The 16,600-nt window shown below is 72.4% G+C and carries 14 protein-coding genes; 5 read left to right on the top strand and 9 right to left on the bottom strand.

Annotated features, from left to right (window positions below; genetic code table 11):
* Nucleotides 1-14 precede the first annotated feature (14 nt).
* The 5 genes from ABZ078_RS28705 to ABZ078_RS28685 all read right to left on the bottom strand — a co-directional run bounded on the left by ABZ078_RS28705 (nucleotide 15) and on the right by ABZ078_RS28685 (nucleotide 6,136).
* Entirely contained in the window at nucleotides 15-1,538 is a 1,524-nt protein-coding gene (locus ABZ078_RS28705) for an NAD(P)/FAD-dependent oxidoreductase (RefSeq protein ID WP_356579911.1), read from the bottom strand.
* Nucleotides 1,539-1,616: 78 nt separating this feature from the next.
* Entirely contained in the window at nucleotides 1,617-2,231 is a 615-nt protein-coding gene (locus ABZ078_RS28700) for a DUF4126 domain-containing protein (protein WP_356579909.1), read from the bottom strand.
* A 395-nt stretch (nucleotides 2,232-2,626) separates the two neighbouring features.
* Nucleotides 2,627-3,256, bottom strand: a complete 630-nt coding sequence (locus tag ABZ078_RS28695) for a TetR/AcrR family transcriptional regulator (protein WP_356579907.1) — start codon at nucleotides 3,254-3,256, stop codon at nucleotides 2,627-2,629.
* Nucleotides 3,257-3,279: 23 nt separating this feature from the next.
* Nucleotides 3,280-5,364: a YhgE/Pip domain-containing protein gene (locus ABZ078_RS28690; RefSeq protein ID WP_356579905.1), complete on the bottom strand. Its 2,085-nt coding sequence runs from the start codon at nucleotides 5,362-5,364 to the stop codon at nucleotides 3,280-3,282.
* Entirely contained in the window at nucleotides 5,336-6,136 is an 801-nt protein-coding gene (locus ABZ078_RS28685; protein WP_356579903.1) for an ATP-binding cassette domain-containing protein, read from the bottom strand. The genes ABZ078_RS28690 and ABZ078_RS28685 overlap by 29 nt, the downstream gene beginning before the upstream one ends.
* A gap of 168 nt (nucleotides 6,137-6,304) precedes the next feature.
* On the opposite strand from ABZ078_RS28685, the gene ABZ078_RS28680 reads away from it, so the two are divergent.
* The 3 genes from ABZ078_RS28680 (at nucleotide 6,305) to ABZ078_RS28670 (ending at nucleotide 8,547) form a co-directional block, all read left to right on the top strand.
* Nucleotides 6,305-6,877 carry an SAV_6107 family HEPN domain-containing protein gene (locus ABZ078_RS28680; RefSeq protein ID WP_356579902.1) on the top strand — a complete coding sequence of 191 codons (573 nt, stop codon included), beginning with the start codon at nucleotides 6,305-6,307 and terminating at the stop codon, nucleotides 6,875-6,877.
* Between the two features lie 213 nt (nucleotides 6,878-7,090).
* On the top strand, nucleotides 7,091-7,861 hold the full coding sequence (locus ABZ078_RS28675) for a methyltransferase (protein ID WP_356579900.1): 771 nt from the start codon (nucleotides 7,091-7,093) through the stop codon (nucleotides 7,859-7,861).
* Nucleotides 7,862-8,151: 290 nt separating this feature from the next.
* Nucleotides 8,152-8,547, top strand: a complete 396-nt coding sequence (locus tag ABZ078_RS28670) for a DUF3040 domain-containing protein (protein ID WP_356579898.1) — start codon at nucleotides 8,152-8,154, stop codon at nucleotides 8,545-8,547.
* 318 nt (nucleotides 8,548-8,865) lie between these two features.
* On the opposite strand, the gene ABZ078_RS28665 is transcribed toward ABZ078_RS28670, so the two are convergent.
* The 4 genes from ABZ078_RS28665 to ABZ078_RS28650 all read right to left on the bottom strand — a co-directional run bounded on the left by ABZ078_RS28665 (nucleotide 8,866) and on the right by ABZ078_RS28650 (nucleotide 14,506).
* A complete protein-coding gene (locus tag ABZ078_RS28665; protein WP_356579896.1) occupies nucleotides 8,866-11,250 on the bottom strand; it encodes a DUF3488 and transglutaminase-like domain-containing protein in 2,385 nt (794 codons plus the stop codon).
* A complete protein-coding gene (locus ABZ078_RS28660; protein ID WP_356579894.1) occupies nucleotides 11,247-12,620 on the bottom strand; it encodes a DUF58 domain-containing protein in 1,374 nt (457 codons plus the stop codon). Before ABZ078_RS28660 ends, ABZ078_RS28665 begins: the two co-directional genes overlap by 4 nt.
* A complete protein-coding gene (locus tag ABZ078_RS28655) occupies nucleotides 12,620-13,657 on the bottom strand; it encodes a MoxR family ATPase (protein WP_356579892.1) in 1,038 nt (345 codons plus the stop codon). The genes ABZ078_RS28660 and ABZ078_RS28655 overlap by 1 nt, the downstream gene beginning before the upstream one ends.
* A gap of 237 nt (nucleotides 13,658-13,894) precedes the next feature.
* Complete coding sequence (locus ABZ078_RS28650; protein WP_356579890.1) at nucleotides 13,895-14,506, bottom strand: carbonic anhydrase; 612 nt, start codon at nucleotides 14,504-14,506, stop codon at nucleotides 13,895-13,897.
* A 355-nt stretch (nucleotides 14,507-14,861) separates the two neighbouring features.
* Here ABZ078_RS28650 and rsmH point away from each other — a divergent pair, with 355 nt between their 5' ends.
* Both rsmH and ABZ078_RS28640 read left to right on the top strand, forming a co-directional pair.
* Nucleotides 14,862-15,818 carry a 16S rRNA (cytosine(1402)-N(4))-methyltransferase RsmH gene (gene rsmH / locus ABZ078_RS28645; protein ID WP_356579888.1) on the top strand — a complete coding sequence of 319 codons (957 nt, stop codon included), beginning with the start codon at nucleotides 14,862-14,864 and terminating at the stop codon, nucleotides 15,816-15,818.
* Between the two features lie 76 nt (nucleotides 15,819-15,894).
* The gene (locus ABZ078_RS28640; protein ID WP_356579886.1) at nucleotides 15,895-16,509 is read left to right on the top strand and encodes a hypothetical protein; all 615 of its coding nucleotides are present in this window, start codon (nucleotides 15,895-15,897) and stop codon (nucleotides 16,507-16,509) included.
* Nucleotides 16,510-16,600 lie beyond the last annotated feature (91 nt).

Here is a 16,600-nt window from a genome sequence, read left to right as displayed (position 1 = left end):
GGCTGACGCAGACATCACTGCGAGCCCCGGAACTCCGGTCCCTCCACGATCAGCCCGGCCGTCAGCGCGCCCGACATGCCGGCGTGCGGGAGTCCGCCGCCCGGGTGCGACCAGCCGCCGACGCCGAACAGGCCGGACAGCGCAGTGCTGTTGGAGGGGTGCAACAGGCGCCCGTCGGCCCCGGCCAGCGCCGGAGCCGGAACCGCTCCGCCCTCCGCGCCGGTCACGTCCGCGATGTCGGCCGGAGTACGCACCTCGTGCCACAGGAGACGGTCGCGCAGGCCCGGCACGGCACGCTCGGCGACCGTGATCAGATCCTCGGCGTGCTGATCGAAGACCTCCGACTCCGCCCTGCCCCCGTCGGGCTGCGCCGGCACCGTCGAGGTGAGCGTGATCGCCTCATGACCGGCGTCCGGGACCAGCGCCGGGTCGTCGGGCCGCAGGACGGTGACCGTGGCCCGCGGGCCCCGCGTGGCCATGCCGCCGGCGCCGCCGAACAGAGCGTCCAGCTCGGTCTCACGGTCCTCCGCGTGGACCACCGTGCGGTGTGCCGTGCCCTCCGGTCGGCCGCCCCGCAGCGCCAGCAGCACGGTCAGGCGGCTCGCTGCGGCGCGCTGCGGCACGACCTCGCCCTCGCCTCGCAGCGCCGTCTCCCGAACGAGACGGTCCAGCACCCCGGGGGCGACGCCGGCGACCACGAAGTCGGCCTCCGCCATCGACCTGTCGGCCAGCTCCAGGCCCGCCGCCCGGCCGTCCTTCTCCACGACCCCGGTGATCTCGGCGCCGAAGTGGAACTCGACCTTCCGTGTGAGGCACCGCTCGTACACCGCCCGCGCCAGCTCCCGTATGCCGCCCCGCACATACCAGGTGCCGAAGGCGTGCTCCATGTACGGCAGCACCGCCGCGCTCGCCGGTGTCTCGCGCGGATCCAGGCCGTACGCGAGCGCGTGGCTCTCCAGCAGGGCGATGAGCCGGGGGTCGCGCAGTTCCCAGGCGCCGACCTCGGCGAGCGTGCCGGCCCGGCGGGTGCGCAGGAGTCGCTTGTGGGGGACCGACGGATAGGGCTCGCGCTCGGCCAGCACCTGCCAGTTCGGCCACAGGGGCTCCTCCAGCAGCGGCCTGCGCGTGCGGTCCCAGGCCTCGCGGGCGCGGACCAGGAAGTCACCCCAGCGCTCGCCGGTCCCGGCACCCAGCGCCTCCCCCAGGGCGGCCACCACACCCGCGCGCGAGGCGTTCGGCAGGGACACCTCGGTGCCGTCCGCGAAGACGTGCCGCGCGGACGGGTCGACCTGGACCAGCTCGACGCACGCCTCCAGCGGCTCCTTGCCGGTCTTGATGAACAGGTCGCGGTAGACGGCCGGGAGGGGGAGCAGCCCCGGGCCCGTGTCGAAGGCGAAGCCGTCGCACTCGAAGCGGCGCACCGCTCCGCCGTACGTCCGCGTACGCTCGTACACCGCCACCCGGTGGCCCGCGACGGCCAGCCGGGCAGCGGCCGCCATCGCGCCCATCCCGGCGCCGATCACCGCAATCCGTGCCATGCGTGGGACTTTATCGGCCACCACTGACAACCGGCTCGCTGACCTCGGGAGAAGGCTCGGCGACCGGCGGGCGCCGGCTCAGCCGGACCGGTGTCCCACCGCCTGCGCGAGCCGTTTCTCCTCCCGCCGCTCGGCCCTGCGGCGAAGGAAGCGACGGATCCGCGAGACCAGGAACAGGAGCAGCAGCAGCCCGCCGAGCAGCAGGACGCCGACGATGACCGCCGCGGCGACGGGGTGGAAGATCGCGAGGGTGATGAGGGCGGCGACCCCGAGGTCCTCCGCGAGGCTCACCACGATGTTGCTGAACGGCTCGGGCGAGGAGTTGACCGCCATCCGCGTCCCCGCCTTGATCAGATGGCTCACCAGGGCTGTGGAACCGCCCACCACACCCGCCGTCAGTTCGGGCAGCGACCCGCTCTGCCCGGCGAGCAGCGCCGCGACCACACCACCGGCCACCGGCCGGATCACGGTGTGCACCGCGTCCCACGCCGAGTCCACGTACGGGATCTTGTCGGCGACGGCCTCGCAGAGGAACAGGACGCCGGCCGCGATCAGTACATCGGGCCGTTGCAGCGCTTCGGGCACCTCGTCGCTCAGCCCTGTCGCGCCGAAGACGCCGAGCAGCAGGACCACGGCGTAGGCGTTGACGCCGCTGGCCCAGCCGCTGGTGAAGATCAAGGGAAGTATGGACACGGACGCGATCGTAACCAGCCGGCGACGCAGCGTCCTGGGGCTGGGTGCGCAGGTCTGAGTACGCGTACCTAGTCGTTGAGATGAGTACGCGCGCGGATGGGTCCCGACCAGCCTGAACGAGAGAGTGGAGCCACGGAGAAGGGGTCGGCTCCGGCACCGGCGACACGGGGCGCCGGAACGGAGCGGCCCCCGGATCCGCTCCTTCCGCCGGCCCGGCGTCGGCGGGAGTGAGACGGGGGACCCGGGGTGGGACGACCGAACGGGGGTCCGGCGGGGGAAACGGGGAAACGGGGGAAACGGGGAAACGGGGGAGCAGGAGAAGGCGCCGGTTCGACGGTGGCCCGCGGGGGACGCGGCCACTTCGGGCCGGCGCCTTCGCATGCGCGCCGGCCGCTTCAGCGGCAGCCGCTCACCCGGCCCTGCAACAGCCGGGACAGCGCCGCGTGCACATCGTCCAGGGAACGCTCCGGCTGGAAGGACTTCCAGTCCAGGGCGGCCACCAGAACCATGCCGACCAGCGCGGACGCGCTCAGCGTGATGTCGATCTCCTCGCTGAACTCGCCGTTCTCCACGCCCTCGCGCAGCACACCCTCGACGACGGCCACGGCCTGCTGCCGGACCACCATCAGCGTGGACTGCCAGGCCCGGTTGGTACGCCACAGCTCGGCGACGTAGAGCTGCGTGAAGGACGGATACCGGTCGATGAAGACCAGCCCCGCGCGGATCATCGCGTCCAGGGCGTCGACCTTGCCGCCGCCGTCCCGGGCGGTCTTCTCGGCCGCCTCCCGCAGGGAGGCGGTGAGGAGTCCGACTCCGTGCCGCAGCAGTTCCTCGAAGAGGACCGACTTGCTCGCGAAGTTGTAGTAGACCGTGCCCTTCGCCACCCCGGCCCGCTCGGCGATCTCGTCCACCGTGGTGGCGGAGAAGCCTTGTTCGGCGATGAGGGTGACGGCCGCCTCGTAGAGCTTCTGCCGGGTGGCCTCACGGCGCGTGCTGCCGCCCGACGCGGCGCTGCTGCTTTCCATGGCCCTGATTGTCCCGCGCGCGCTCACAGGCTCAGCTCCGGGTGGAGCCGGTCGAGCGTCCACACCTGTCGGCGACGGGCCGACAGCGCGGTCAGCGCGAGGGCGCCCGCGGTGAAGGCGAGGAGCACCACGCACGCGTGCCACACCGGTCCCAGGCCGCCGCCCGTGATGAGCCTCCTGAGCGCCTCGACGACGTAGCTCATCGGGAGGAAGGGGTGGAGCGCGTTGAAGAAGCCAGGGCTGGTCTGCACGGGGTACGTGCCGCCCGCGGACGTCAACTGGAGCATCAGGAAGGCCAGGACGAGGATCCGTCCCGCCGCCCCGAAGCGCGCGTTCAGCCACTGCACGATCGCCGCGAAGCACGCCGTCACCAGGAACAGGAAGCCCACCGTCCCGGCCGCCCGCGCCATCTGCAACCCGACCGCCCAGTGCAGCACCGACATCAGGGCCACCGTCTGCAGCACCCCGATCGCCACCACGGGCAGCCAGCCGGCCAGCGCGATCCGCCACGCCGAGGCCCCCGCGGCGAGCGCGCGCCGGTTCATCGGCGCGATCACCATGTACGCCACCATCGCGCCCACCCACAGGGACAGCGGGATGAAGTACGGGGCGAAACCGGTGCCGTAGTTGGGCGCCTTGTGCAGGTCCCTGGAGACGAGCTGGACCGGGTCGGCCATGACCTCGGTGCGCTGGTCGCGGGCCTTCTTGTCGTAGTCGGGGATCTGCTCCGCGCCGTCGTGCAGTCCGTCCGAGAGCTTCCCGGAGCCGTCGACGAGCTTGTAGATGCCGCCGTTGAGGTCGTGGGCGCCGGTCTTCAACTCGCCCACGCCGGTGTCCAGGTCGGCAGCGCCGGTCTTGGCCGAGCCGATCCCCGAGTGCAGCTTCTTGGCGCCCGCGGCGACCTTGGCGGCTCCCTGGTTCAACTTGTTGATCCTGGTGACGGCGTCGTCGAGGTCCTCGGAGAGGTGGGGTGCGCGCTCGGCGAGCGCCCCGGCCTGCTTCTGGAGGGTGGCGAGGTTCTCGTCGAGCTTCTTCAGATCGCCGTCATGGTCGGTGATCAGCGTGTTGAGATCGTCGGCGATCGTCGCCACGTCCGCGGCCGACTGCTTCGCCTTCTTCAGGTCGGAGCAGGCCGGGTCGGGCAGCGCGGCGTCCTCACAGCGTGCTTTGTAGACGGCGTTCAGTGCGTCGGCAGCCGTATGGGCGCCCTCGGCGGCGCCCGGAGCCCGCTCCACCAGGTCGTCGAGGTTGTTGCGGATCGCCCTTGAGGAGTCGGCGACCAGCCGGGCGGTGTCCCCGATGGTCTTCTCGTTGTCCGCCAGGAACGGGCCGATCTTCTTGTCGACGCCGTTGACCCGGTCGGCCAGCGTCTGCGTACCCTCCGCGACCCGCCTGGAGCCGTCCTCCAGATCGGCCGAGCCCTTGTCGAGCTTCTTCAGGCCGGTGGACAGCTTGCCGCTGCCCTCCTTGGCGTCCGTCAGCCCGTCCGCGAGGTCCTTGGAGCCCTTCTCCGCCTTGCCGATGCCGCCCTCGAGCTTGTCGGCCCCGTTCGCGGCCTTCACCGTCGCGCCGTGGATGTCGGAGAACGAGACGAAGATCCGGTCCAGGAACGACCGTGACGCCTTCGTGGACGCGGCCTCGCGCACCTCGCTGAAGACCGTCCGCGAGATCTGCCCGACGATGTAGTTGTTCGCGTCGTTCGTATGCACCTGAAGGGCGCCCGTCTCCGGCGACTCCCCGGCGCTGGAGGCGATCCGCGCGCTGAAGTCGTCCGGCATGGTCAGCGACAGGTAGTACGTGCCGTCCTCGACGCCCTTGCGGGCCTCGGCGGCGCTCACCTCACGCCAGTCGAAGACGTCGCTCTCGCGCAGCCCCTCGGTGATGTCGTCGCCGGCCCTGAGCTTCCTGCCCTCGACCGTCGCCCCCTTGTCGTCGTTCACGAGCGCCACCGGGACGCGGTCGAGACGGCCGTACGGGTCCCAGAACGACCACAGGTACAGGGCGCCGTACAGCAGGGGCAGCACCAGCAGCGCGACCAGGGCGGCACGCGGCAGCTTCCCCCGGCCGAAGCGCCTGAGCTCAAGCGCGGCCAGCCTCGGCGATCGCATCGGCGGCCTCCTTTCCGTCGGTTCCCTGGGACTTGGGGGCTTCGGGGGTGCCGGGAGGCGTGTCGGTCTCCTGGGATGCCCGGGTCGACACCGTGACCGTGCCGTCGGGGGCCTCGCTGCACACCGCCACGACCGTGGTCCCGGCCTCGGTGAGCGACTTCAACAGCGCCCAGACCTCGGTCCGTTCGGCGTCCGAGAGCTTGAGGTCGGTGTCGTCGACGCCGAGCAGGCGCGGACGCCCGATCAGAGCCAGCGCCACGGACAGCCGCAGCGCCTCCAGCCGCTCCAGATCCCGTACGGCCGTACGGGAGCCCTTGGGCAGGGCCTCCAGGTCGAGGCCCGCCGCCGTCAGCGCGGCCTCGACGCGCAGCTTCTCCTCGGCCCGCCGCTCGGTGCGCGGCCGCCACAGCGCGCGCACCGAGTCGCCGAACCGCCGTTGCAGCAGCGCGCGTTCATGGAGGTGCTCGGCGACGGTCAGGGCCGGTTCCAGGTCGGTCACCCCCGGGACGTGGGCGAGGGCGCCGACGCGCCGTACCGCGGCCATGCGCTTGGGCAGCGGGGCCTCGCCCACGGTGGCGGTCCCCTCGGTGGCCTTCATCCGCCCTGTGAGCGCGAGCAACAGGCACGTACGGCCGCTGCCGGACGGCCCTTCGATCGTGATCAGCGAGCCGGGGTCCGCCTCGAAGGAGACCCCGCGGAACGCCCACCCGCGGGGTCCTTCGAGACCGAGGCCCTGGGCCGTGACGCCGACTCCGGTCACGGTTCCCCCCATCCTGCCCCTCCTACTTTTGAACTGACTGGTCAGTTCAAAAGTTAGTCCGAACTCGCGATCGATGCAAAAGCGCAGGTCAGAACGGATTGTCAGTGCCATACCTCACGATGGGCGCATACGGCACCTCGTATCAGGGCGTGCCGTCACGAAGACGACAGGAGGTTCGTCATGGCCAGCTACCACGCAGCAGCCGCCCGTCGGCACCGCGCAACCGGCCCTGCCCCCTCACTGACCGGCCCGGCGAGCGACGTGCACCCCGTGCTCCGCCGGACCACGGCCCCGCCCGCCGCCCTCGATCTGCTCGCCCAGGCCCGCGCCGGACTGGACGAGGCCGCCGTCCTGGAGACCCCCAACGAGCGCTACGCGACGGCCCACCTCGCCGCCCTGCGCACCGCCGCCGCCGTACTCGCCGCACGGGGGCGCCCGGAGCCCACGTCCAGGCGCCGGGCCCGCATCCGGAGCGCCTGGGAAGTGCTCCCCGAGATAGCGCCCGAACTCACCGAGTGGAGCGCCCTGTTCGCCTCGGGCGCCCGGCGCCGCGCCCGGGCCGAGGCGGGCATCCAGGGCGCGGCCAGCCGCCGGGACGCCGACGACCTGATACGCGACGTGGCGATGTTCCTGCGCCTCGTCGAGCGGATGCTGGTGCTCCAGCCGGTCCTGCCCCAGCCGCGACCGGACGCGGACGCGGAGAAGACCGACGGCCCACGCCACCCGCGTCAGGACATGCCTGACGCGGGCTGACGGGGGCGGGGCGGATCGGCGGGCCGGTGGGGCCGGGGAGCCCGGAGCACGCCACGTGCTTGCGTCGCTCCCTGCCCGCGGCTCTCGGGTGGGGCGCCGTAGGCAATAGGGTGGAGGGCGCCTGAAGCCTTCCCGCTCCGTACCCCGGGCGAGGGAGGCAGCCCGTTCGCTCCGCCATGCACGTGGCGGTGCCGTGCCGAGGAGTCATCTGCCGTGTCGGACCCGATGCGACCCCGCGCCTCTCTCCGTACCGCCGTGGTCTGGGAGGTCCTCCAGGACGCCCTGGACCGCCGGGTCAAGGCCACGGGCCGTCAGGCGCTGGACGTCCTCGACACCGGAGGCGGCAGCGGCAAGTTCGCGGTGCCCGTCGCCCGACTCGGCCACCGCGTCACCGTCGTCGACCCCAGCCCGAACGCGCTCTTCGCCCTGGAGCGGCGCGCCGCCGAGGCCGGGGTCGCGGATCGGGTGCGGGGCGTTCAGGGCGACGCGCACGGCCTCTTCGACGTGGTCGAACGCGGCGGCTACGACGTAGTGCTGTGCCACGGCGTCCTGGAGTACGTCGACGACCCCGCCGAGGGCGTCCGCAACGCGGTGGCCGCCCTGCGCGCGGAGGGCGTCCTCAGCCTGCTCGCCGCCGGACTGGGCGGTGCCGTGCTGGCGCGGGCCCTCGCCGGCCACTTCAAGGAGGCCAAGCAGGCCCTCGAGGACCCGGACGGCCGTTGGGGCCAGGGCGACCCCGTGCCGCGGCGTTTCACCGCCGATCAGCTCACCGGGCTGGTCGAGGGCGCCGGCCTGCGGGTCGGTGCCGTGCACGGCGTGCGGGTCTTCGCCGACCTGGTTCCGGGCGTGCTGGTGGACACCGAGCCCGGCGCCCTGGAGGCGCTGCTGAAGCTGGAGGAGGCGGCGGCCGAGCTGCCCGCCTTCCACTCGGTGGCCACGCAGCTCCATGTGCTCGGCGAGACGCAGGAGGCCACGGAGGTCTGAGTCGTCTCCCGTGAACCGACCGCAGGGTGCGCCGTTGATCAGGGACTTGGCTGCACATGGAGTACGCCACAGGCCCCCCGATCGGGCGCTCAGCGCCGTATGATCGAGGGAGACCGTTCCGGCATGACGGGTCGGCCGCTGGGGAAAGAAGATCTCAGCGAGCCGGGACGCCCATGGCGGAGCCCGGTTGGCCAATTGGCGTAGAGGGGCGGGTTTCACGGGGGCGATTCCCTGCCTATCCTGAAGGGACCCCCGGGTCGCCCCGGCGACTGCACGATGAGGAGGACTCCGTGCCGCTCTCGGAGCACGAGCAGCGAATGCTCGAGCAGATGGAGCGAGCGCTGTACGCCGAAGATCCCAAGTTCGCGTCGGCGCTTGAGGGAAGCGGGCTGCGTACGTACACCCGGCGGCGGGTCTACCAGGCGGTCGCGGGCTTCCTCGTGGGTATCGCGCTCCTCATGGCTGGAATGGTCGCCAAGCAGGTCTGGCTCAGCGTGGTGGGCTTCCTGGTCATGCTGGGCTGTGCGGTACTCGCGGTGACCGGTTGGCGCAAGGCCCCCAAGCCGGGCGAACAGCCCAGCGGCGGCGGCCCGCATGCCCGCCGTCAGCCACGCCAGAAGCGCTCGATGATGGACCGTATCGAAGAGCGCTGGCAGCGCCGCCGCGACGAACAGGGCGGCCATTAGCTCGACGAGCAGCTCCTAGCCATACGCAGGGGGTGACCACCGGACGGGTGGTCACCCCCTGACGCATGCCGCGCACCGCTCGGCGAGCGGGCGGGGACGCCTCGGGCACCGGGCCCCACCCGGTCTCCCGGTCGGCGCCACCCCGCTCGATGCCGGGGCCGCCCCGTCAGCCCATGCCCGCCCGGAGCCCGGAGCCCGCGGAGCCCCTGCGTCGGCACTCCGGGCGCCTGCGTCGCTGAGGAGCCCTCCCCGCGAGCCCGCCTCAGTGTCCCCACGACCTCGCCCGAAGCGAGCCGTCAGCGGGCCGTCAGCGAGCCGTCACCCCCGCTGACCCGAGGTGGACGGCCCGCGCAGCGTCGGACGTGCGGCGGCCACGCGGCGTTTCACGGTGGTCCACCAGTCCGACAAGGCCCAGACCACGCGCACGGTGGACCGTGGGGCCAGCAGAGCGCGCACGTTCGTCGTCCAGCCGACCCTGGACCGAAGGTCGGACAGGACGCCGCGGACATCCTCTGCGAGGCCGGCCGTGGGGCGCGGACTGGGTGCGTAGAGGACCTGTTCCACCGCGTCGGCGACCCGATGCACGCAGGCCGCGGCCGGTGGGTCGAGGTTGCCCAGGCGGACGATGCGTGCCGCGGCCCTGCGGGGGGTCTGGGACTCGTCCGGGGGTATGCCGAAGTCCCAGGCGGTGTCGGTCAGTTCCTGCCAGACCGCCAAGGTGTGGAGCGACACGTCCGCTTCCGTGCGGCCGTGCGCGCCCAGCCGTGCCGCTCTTGTCCGCAGCCGCCACAGCATCGGGGCCAACGGAGTCAGCAGGGCGGCCAGGCCGCCGAGCACCCACGCCAGGACGACGTACCACCTGGGGCCGTTGCCGCCCGGGGGCAGCGCTGCCCCGGGGGACTCGCTCGCGCACAGCTCCGGGTTCCGCCCCGCGCAGCTCTCGCTCGCCGATGGTGAGGCGGAGGGCCCGGTGCTGGCGGACTGCGTGGGCCGTGCCGCGTCCGGAAGGGTGGAGCCGGGCGTGTCCGGCTGGGTGTACGAGGGAGCCGAGCCACGGGTCGGCGTCGGCTCGAAGCGGGTCCAGCCCACGCCCTGGAAGTACAGCTCCGGCCAGGCGTGCGCGTCCCTCAACCCCACCGAGACGGAGTTGTCTCCCTGCGGGGTCCCGGGTGCGAAGCCCACCGCGACCCGGGCCGGTATGCCCAGCGAGCGGGCCATCGACGCCATCGCGAAGGAGAAGTGGACACAGAAGCCCTGTTTGTCCCGCAGGAAACGGGCGATCGCCTGTTGATCCTCGCCGGTCTTGACGCTGGTGTCGTACTGGAACCCGCCGGTGAGGGCGAAGTAGTCCTGCAGCCTGACCGCCTGTTCGTAGTGGCTGGTCGCGCCGTCGGTGACCTCGCGCGCGGTCCGGGCGACCACCGCGGGCAGCGAGTCGGGCACCTCGGTGAACGCACGCTTGAGGGCGGCGGGCGGTTCCGGCGCGTCGGCGAGCTGCTTGGCCGTCGGCTGCACATCGAGGCTGCGCACGGTGTACGTCACCCCGCGTGTGGTCTGGCGTCGGTCACCGACGACTGTCATCCCGAGCGGTTCGTACCGCCACCTGCCCGCGATGTCCACGTCGCTGGGCGGGTACGGCATCGGCAGCCAGGACTGGCCGTACCAGTCCGCGGCCGAGATGGTCGTCTCGATCTCCGCGCGCCGTACGTCGGGGCCGAGGCCGGCGGGCTGGGGGAACGGGTCCGGCACGGCCTGGATGTCGCGCTGCGCCGGCTTCCAGGTCTCGCCGTCGAAGTCGTCCAGGGACACGATCCGCAGGTACAGGCTCGAGGTGTCGTCCGTGCTGGTCTTCAGGGACATGACCTCGCGGTCCTCGTCCACGTTCAGATTGTTGCGCAGCGACACCACCGGGTCGACCGTGGAGACCATGCCCCCGCGCCCGCTGCCGAGGCCCACGCCCGTGCCCGCGGCGTCCAGCAGACCGCTGTTCATCGCGGGCAGGGCGAGCGGCACCACCAGGGCGATGCCCAGCGCCACCACGCCGATGCGCCGCCCGGTGCGGACCGGTGCCACCGCGCCGGACGGCTCCCCGCCCGGCGTCCGCGGTGCCCCGCCGAAGACCCGGCCCCACTGCGAGAGCCGGTCGCGGCCCTCGGCCAGGAGCAGCATCAGATAACCCGCGGCGGCGATCAGGAACCACAACCAGTCCGCGCCCCCGTCGGACAGTCCCGCGGCCACGGAGTACAACGCCAGCAGCGGCAGTCCGGCCGGGGCGGCACTGCGGTACGTCACCGCGAGGGTGTCCACCGCCAGTCCGATGATCAGAACGCCACCGATGAGCATCAGCCGGATGCCGTCCGACAGCGGTGCGGGGATCGAATACCGGCTGACGTCGGCCGCGCCGGTCTGAAGCAGATCGGCGAAGTGACGGAAGGCATCGGGGCCGGGGATCGCTCCGATGATCGCCTGCTGGTGGGCGAAGGTCAGGGTCAGCAGCATCAGGGCGACGAGCGCCTGTGCCGCCACCGTCAGGGGACGCGCCAGCGGCACCCGCCGGGCCGCCATGCCCATGGCCGTCTGGATCGTCAGCAGGAAGATCGCCTGCAGGAACCAGGTGACCGGGGCGACCAGCGGCAGCAGGGCGCAGGACGCCATCAGCGTGGCCGCCGCGGCGCACAGCGTCATCCGTGTCCGCCCGCTCATGCCGGTCCCCCCTCGCCCCGGGCGCCACTGGTCGCGGCGGCGTCCGTACGCGCTCGGTCCGCCTGGCGCCACAGCTCGTTCACCGCAGCGCCCCGCGGCACGCTCAGCGCCGTCCAGCCCGCCTCCCGCAGCAGCCGCAGCCGCTCCTCGCTCCTGTCCAACGCGCCGGGCACATCGGTCGGTTCCCGCACCCAGGCCCCGCTGTCCAGCAGGAAGGCCACCGCGCCCCCGCTGCGCCGGCGCATCTTGGCGGCCACCGCCGCCTGCTCCTCGTCGAGGTCACCGAAGAAGGCGACCAGCAGTCCTTCGTTGCCACCGCGCAGCACGTCGTACGCCCGTGACAGAGCCGTGCCGTCGGAGTGGTCGATCACCGCGAGGGTGTCCATCATCAGGCCCGCCGCGTCCGCCGACTCCTGGCTCGAGCCCGCGAACCCGTCGGCGCCCTCACCGGGCACCGAGCTGCCCGTGTCGGTCAGCAGCCGCACGGAGAAGCCCCGCTCCAGCATGTGGACCAGCACGGACGCCGCGCCTGACACGGCCCACTCGAAGGCCGAGTCGGGGCCCGCGCCCTGGAAGGCCAGGCCCCGGGTGTCCAGCAGCACCGTGCAGCGGGAGCGCTGCGGCTGCTCCTCGCGGCGCACCATCAGCTCGCCGTAGCGCGCGGTGGAGCGCCAGTGCACACGGCGCAGGTCGTCGCCGTAGCGGTAGCCGCGGGGGAGTACGTCGTCCTCGCCGGCCAGCGCGAGCGAGCGCTGCCGCCCGTCGCCGTACCCCTTCGCCTCCCCGCCGAAGCGAACCGGCGGCAGCGGCTCCACGCGCGGGATGACCGTGAGGGTGTCGTACGTCGAGAAGGACCGGGTCAGCTCGCACATGCCGAACGGATCACTCAGGCGCAGTTGCAACGGGCCCAGCGGATAGCGGCCGCGCAGGTCGGAGCGGACCCGGTAGGACACCTCGCGACGGCCGCCCGCCTCCACCCGGTCCAGTACGAAGCGCGGGCGCGGGCCGAGGACGTACGGCACCCGGTCCTGGAGCATAAGCAGGCCCGTGGGCAGCCGGGAGACGTTGTCGATCCGCAGGTGGACGCGGGCCTCGCTGCCCGCGGGCACGCGCGCGGGGGAGAGCCGGCGACTGCCCGCGACCCGGTAGCGGGTGCGGTACAGCACGGTCGCGCAGACCAGCGGCAGCACGGCGAGCAGCAGTCCGACGCGCAGCAGGTCGCTCTGGCCGAGGACGTAGGCGCAGACGGCGGCCGCGATGCCGGCGGCCAGGAAGGAGCGGCCGCGCGTGGTCAGACCGGCCAGTGCCGTGCGCAGCCCGCTCTGCTCGCCCCGGTCCGCCTCGGCCTGGCCCGCCGCGCCGAAGGTCATCACAGCCTCCGCGGCGGCTGCTGGCCGTACGCCGGAGTACCGCGGCCCAGGCCGCCGAAGCCGCTCTGCTGGGGCGCGGCGGGCACCGGGGTGCGCTGGAGGATCTCCTGGACGACCTGCTCGGACGTACGGCGGTTGAGCTGGGCCTGCGCGGTGGGCAGCAGGCGGTGGGCCAGGACGGCCACGGCGAGGGCCTGCACGTCGTCCGGCAGCGCGTACTCCCGGCCGCTCAGGGCCGCCGACGCCTTCGCCGCGCGCAGCAGGTGCAGCGTCGCGCGCGGCGAGGCGCCGAGTCTGAGGTCGGGGTGGGTGCGCGTGGCGGAGACCAGGTCCACCGCGTACCGGCGGACCGACTCGGCGACATGGACACCGCGGACGGCGTCGATCAGCTTCACGATGTCATGCGCGTGCGCCACCGGCTGGAGGTCCTCCAGCGGCGAGACGCCGCCGTGCACGTCCAGCATCTGCAGCTCGGCCTCCACACTGGGGTAGCCGACGGAGACACGGGCCATGAAGCGGTCGCGCTGGGCCTCGGGCAGCGGGTAGGTGCCCTCCATCTCGACCGGGTTCTGCGTGGCCACCACCATGAAGGGGCTCGGCAGCTCGTAGGTCTGGCCGTCGATCGTGACCTGGCGCTCCTCCATGGACTCCAGGAGCGCGGACTGCGTCTTCGGCGAGGCGCGGTTGATCTCGTCGCCGATCACGATCTGGGCGAAGATCGCACCCGGCTTGAACTCGAAGTCCTTGCGCTGCTGGTCCCAGATGGACACACCGGTGATGTCGGACGGCAGCAGGTCCGGTGTGAACTGGATACGCCGCACCGAGCAGTCGATGGACCGCGCCAGCGCCTTCGCCAGCATCGTCTTGCCCACGCCCGGGACATCCTCGATCAGAAGATGTCCCTCGGCGAGCAGTACGGTCAGCGAAAGCCGTACGACCTCGGGCTTGCCCTCGATCACACCCTCCACCGAACTGCGGACACGCTCCACAGTGGCGGTCAGATCAGTGAGGCTCGCTCGATCGTCATAGGTCGTCACCCGGCCCTCCTCGGCCCGTTCTTTCCGGGCCGACGCTCTACGACGCGGACCGGCCCACCCCTGGAACACGGACACCACGCGTGAAAGGTTCCGCGTGTTGCCACACCCGCATTCTTGCTGCCGTTACCGATTCGTGTCACTCGCCTGTGGACAACTGCCTGTGATATGTCGGGTCTTACGGACTTTTGGGCACGCCTGAGCCCGAATTGACAGCGAAACGACAGGTGCGGCGGATGGTCACGCCGGGTCGACCTCGCGCAGCAGGCCCGTCTTCACGTCGAAGACGAAGCCCCGCACGTCGTCGGTGTGCGGCAGGAACGGCGAGGTGCGCACGCGCTGCATCGACTGCCGTACGTCCTGGTCGACGTCCCGGAAGGACTCCACCGCCCAGGCGGGCCGCTGTCCGACCTCCGCCTCCAGCTCGGTGCGGAAGTCCTCGGTGAGGGACTCCAGGCCGCAGCCCGTGTGGTGGATCAGCACGATGCTGCGGGTGCCGAGCTTGCGCTGGCTGATGGTGAGCGAGCGGATCACGTCGTCGGTGACGACGCCGCCGGCGTTGCGGATGGTGTGGCAGTCGCCGAGTTCCAGGCCGAGCGCGGCATGCAGGTCGAGGCGGGCGTCCATGCAGGCCACCACGGCGACGTGGAGCACGGGGCGGGCGTCCATACCGGGGTCGGTGAAGGCGGCGGCGTAGCGCGCGTTCGCCTCGACGAGCCGGTCGGTGACCGTGCCGCGGCGGCCTGTCGCACTCTCGGGAGCAGCGGGGACCGATGCAGAAGTCGTCATAGCCATGACGTTACTGGTCACGGCCGAAACGTTCCCGTTGTGAGAGGGGACAAAGAGTGTCATCGAGCCTTGTTGTGAGCTAACCCACAGGGGTGGCGTGAGTGCGCCCATACGAGCGATTTCGCCCGCTGCACGGCTGCGTCCGAACCCGAATCGGCGACGCGCAGGCCGGTTGATTGACCGCGAGACAGGGTGGACTAAAGTGACGCGAAGCGGGAGGCGACTCTCCCTGCTGGACTGTTTTCCCCCGGAGACCCCGGCGATTTTCCGGAGATCTCCCCGCGTGCGCGGCGCGTACGTACGGCTCGGCCTCCTCCCGCTCCCGGTCGGCTGACGCTTCCGGCGCCGGCAGGCCTCCCCTTCACGAGCGGGCGGGGACCCGGCGGTGCGTACCGCCCGCCGGATCTGAGAGGGCCCCTTGAGTCAGAGTCGACATGTCCCGGTGATGCTCCAGCGGTGCCTGGACCTGTTGGCCCCCGCCCTTCAGCGGCCGGGAGCGGTGGTCGTCGACTGCACACTCGGCCTCGGCGGCCACAGCGAGGCCCTGCTTCAGCGGTTCCCCGAGGCCCGCCTCGTCGCCCTCGACCGTGACAAGGAGGCCCTGCGCCTGTCCGGCGAGCGGCTCGCACCGCACGCCGAGCGCGCCACCCTCGTGCACGCCGTCTACGACGAGCTCCCGGACGTCCTGGCGAGGCTCGGCATCGCGCGCGTGCAGGGCGTCCTGTTCGACCTGGGCGTCTCCTCCATGCAGCTCGACGAGGCCGACCGGGGCTTCGCCTACGCCCAGGACGCCCCCCTCGACATGCGCATGGACCAGACCACCGGCATCAGCGCCGCCGAGGTCCTCAACACCTACCCGGCCGGCGAACTCGTCCGGATCCTGCGCGCGTACGGCGAGGAGAAGCAGGCCAAGCGGATCGTGGCCGCGATCGTGCGCGAGCGCGAGAAGGAGCCGTTCAGCAACAGCGCGCGGCTCGTGGAGCTGATCCGCGACGCGCTCCCGCAGGCCGCCAAGCGCACCGGCGGCAACCCGGCCAAGCGCACCTTCCAGGCGCTGCGTATCGAGGTCAACGGCGAGCTCTCCGTCCTGGAGCGGGCGATCCCGGCCGCCGTGGAGGCCCTCGCCGTCGGCGGGCGGATCGCCGTCCTGTCGTACCACTCGCTGGAGGACCGGCTGGTCAAGCAGGTGTTCGCGGCCGGCGCCGCCAACACCGCCCCGCCCGGACTGCCCGTCGTCCCCGAGCGGTACCAGCCTCGGCTCAAGCTGCTGACGCGCGGTGCCGAACTTCCCACCGAGGAAGAGATCGCCGAGAACCGGCGCGCGGCACCGGCGCGCCTGCGTGGGGCCGAGCGCATCAGGGAGTCCATCGAATGAAGGGCGTGAGGCAGGGGCGGGCGTCCGGGTCCAGGATTCACACCCATGAGTCGGAGAACCGGACGCGGGAGGGCGAGTGAGTAGGAAACCCGAACTGAGGGGGCGTGCCGCCCGGCTCGCACGGCTCATCCCCGCAGGACGCGCACGGGCCGCCCGTACCCCCTTCGTCCTCCTCGTGGTCCTCCTGCTCGGCGGCGGCCTCATCGGGCTCCTGGTGCTGAACTCCGCTCTCAGCGAAGGCGCGTTCCGCCTTGAGGACCTGCGGCGGGAGACGAAGGGCCTCACCGACGAGGAGCAGTCCCTGCAGCGGGACATCGACGCCTACTCCGCCCCCGACGCCCTTCAGCACCGCGCCCGCGAACTCGGCATGGTCCCCGGGGGCGACCCCGCCTTCCTCAGCCCCGACGGCAAGGTCAAGGGCGTACCCAGCCCCGCGGCCGCCGACGAGAACTCCGCGTACCGTCCCCTCGTCCTGCCCCCCGAAGCCCTCGTCAGCGAGCCCTTGGCGCCCCCGGCCCCCAGTCCGACGCCCACCGCGCCGGACTCCGCGGCCGCCTCCACCGCGCCTCGGTACCCGTCGCCGCAGGCCACCGCCGACCCCGGCTACGCTCCCTCCGCCCAGCAGCCGACCCCGTACGCCCAGTCCATCCCGTCCGCCCAGCTCTCCCCGTACCCGACCCCCGGCAGGTGACGGAAGTGTCCGACAGGGAACCGCCGCGCCGCCGCGTACCCGGACCCGCGAAGCCCGCCCGCTCCGGCGGTGCCCAGCGGCGCCCGGGCCC

It is taken from the genome of Streptomyces sp. NPDC006385 (assembly GCF_040612485.1).
Taxonomy (GTDB): domain Bacteria; phylum Actinomycetota; class Actinomycetes; order Streptomycetales; family Streptomycetaceae; genus Streptomyces.
Note: the sequence above shows the minus strand (reverse complement) of the source record. Positions and strands in the feature narration are given on the sequence as shown.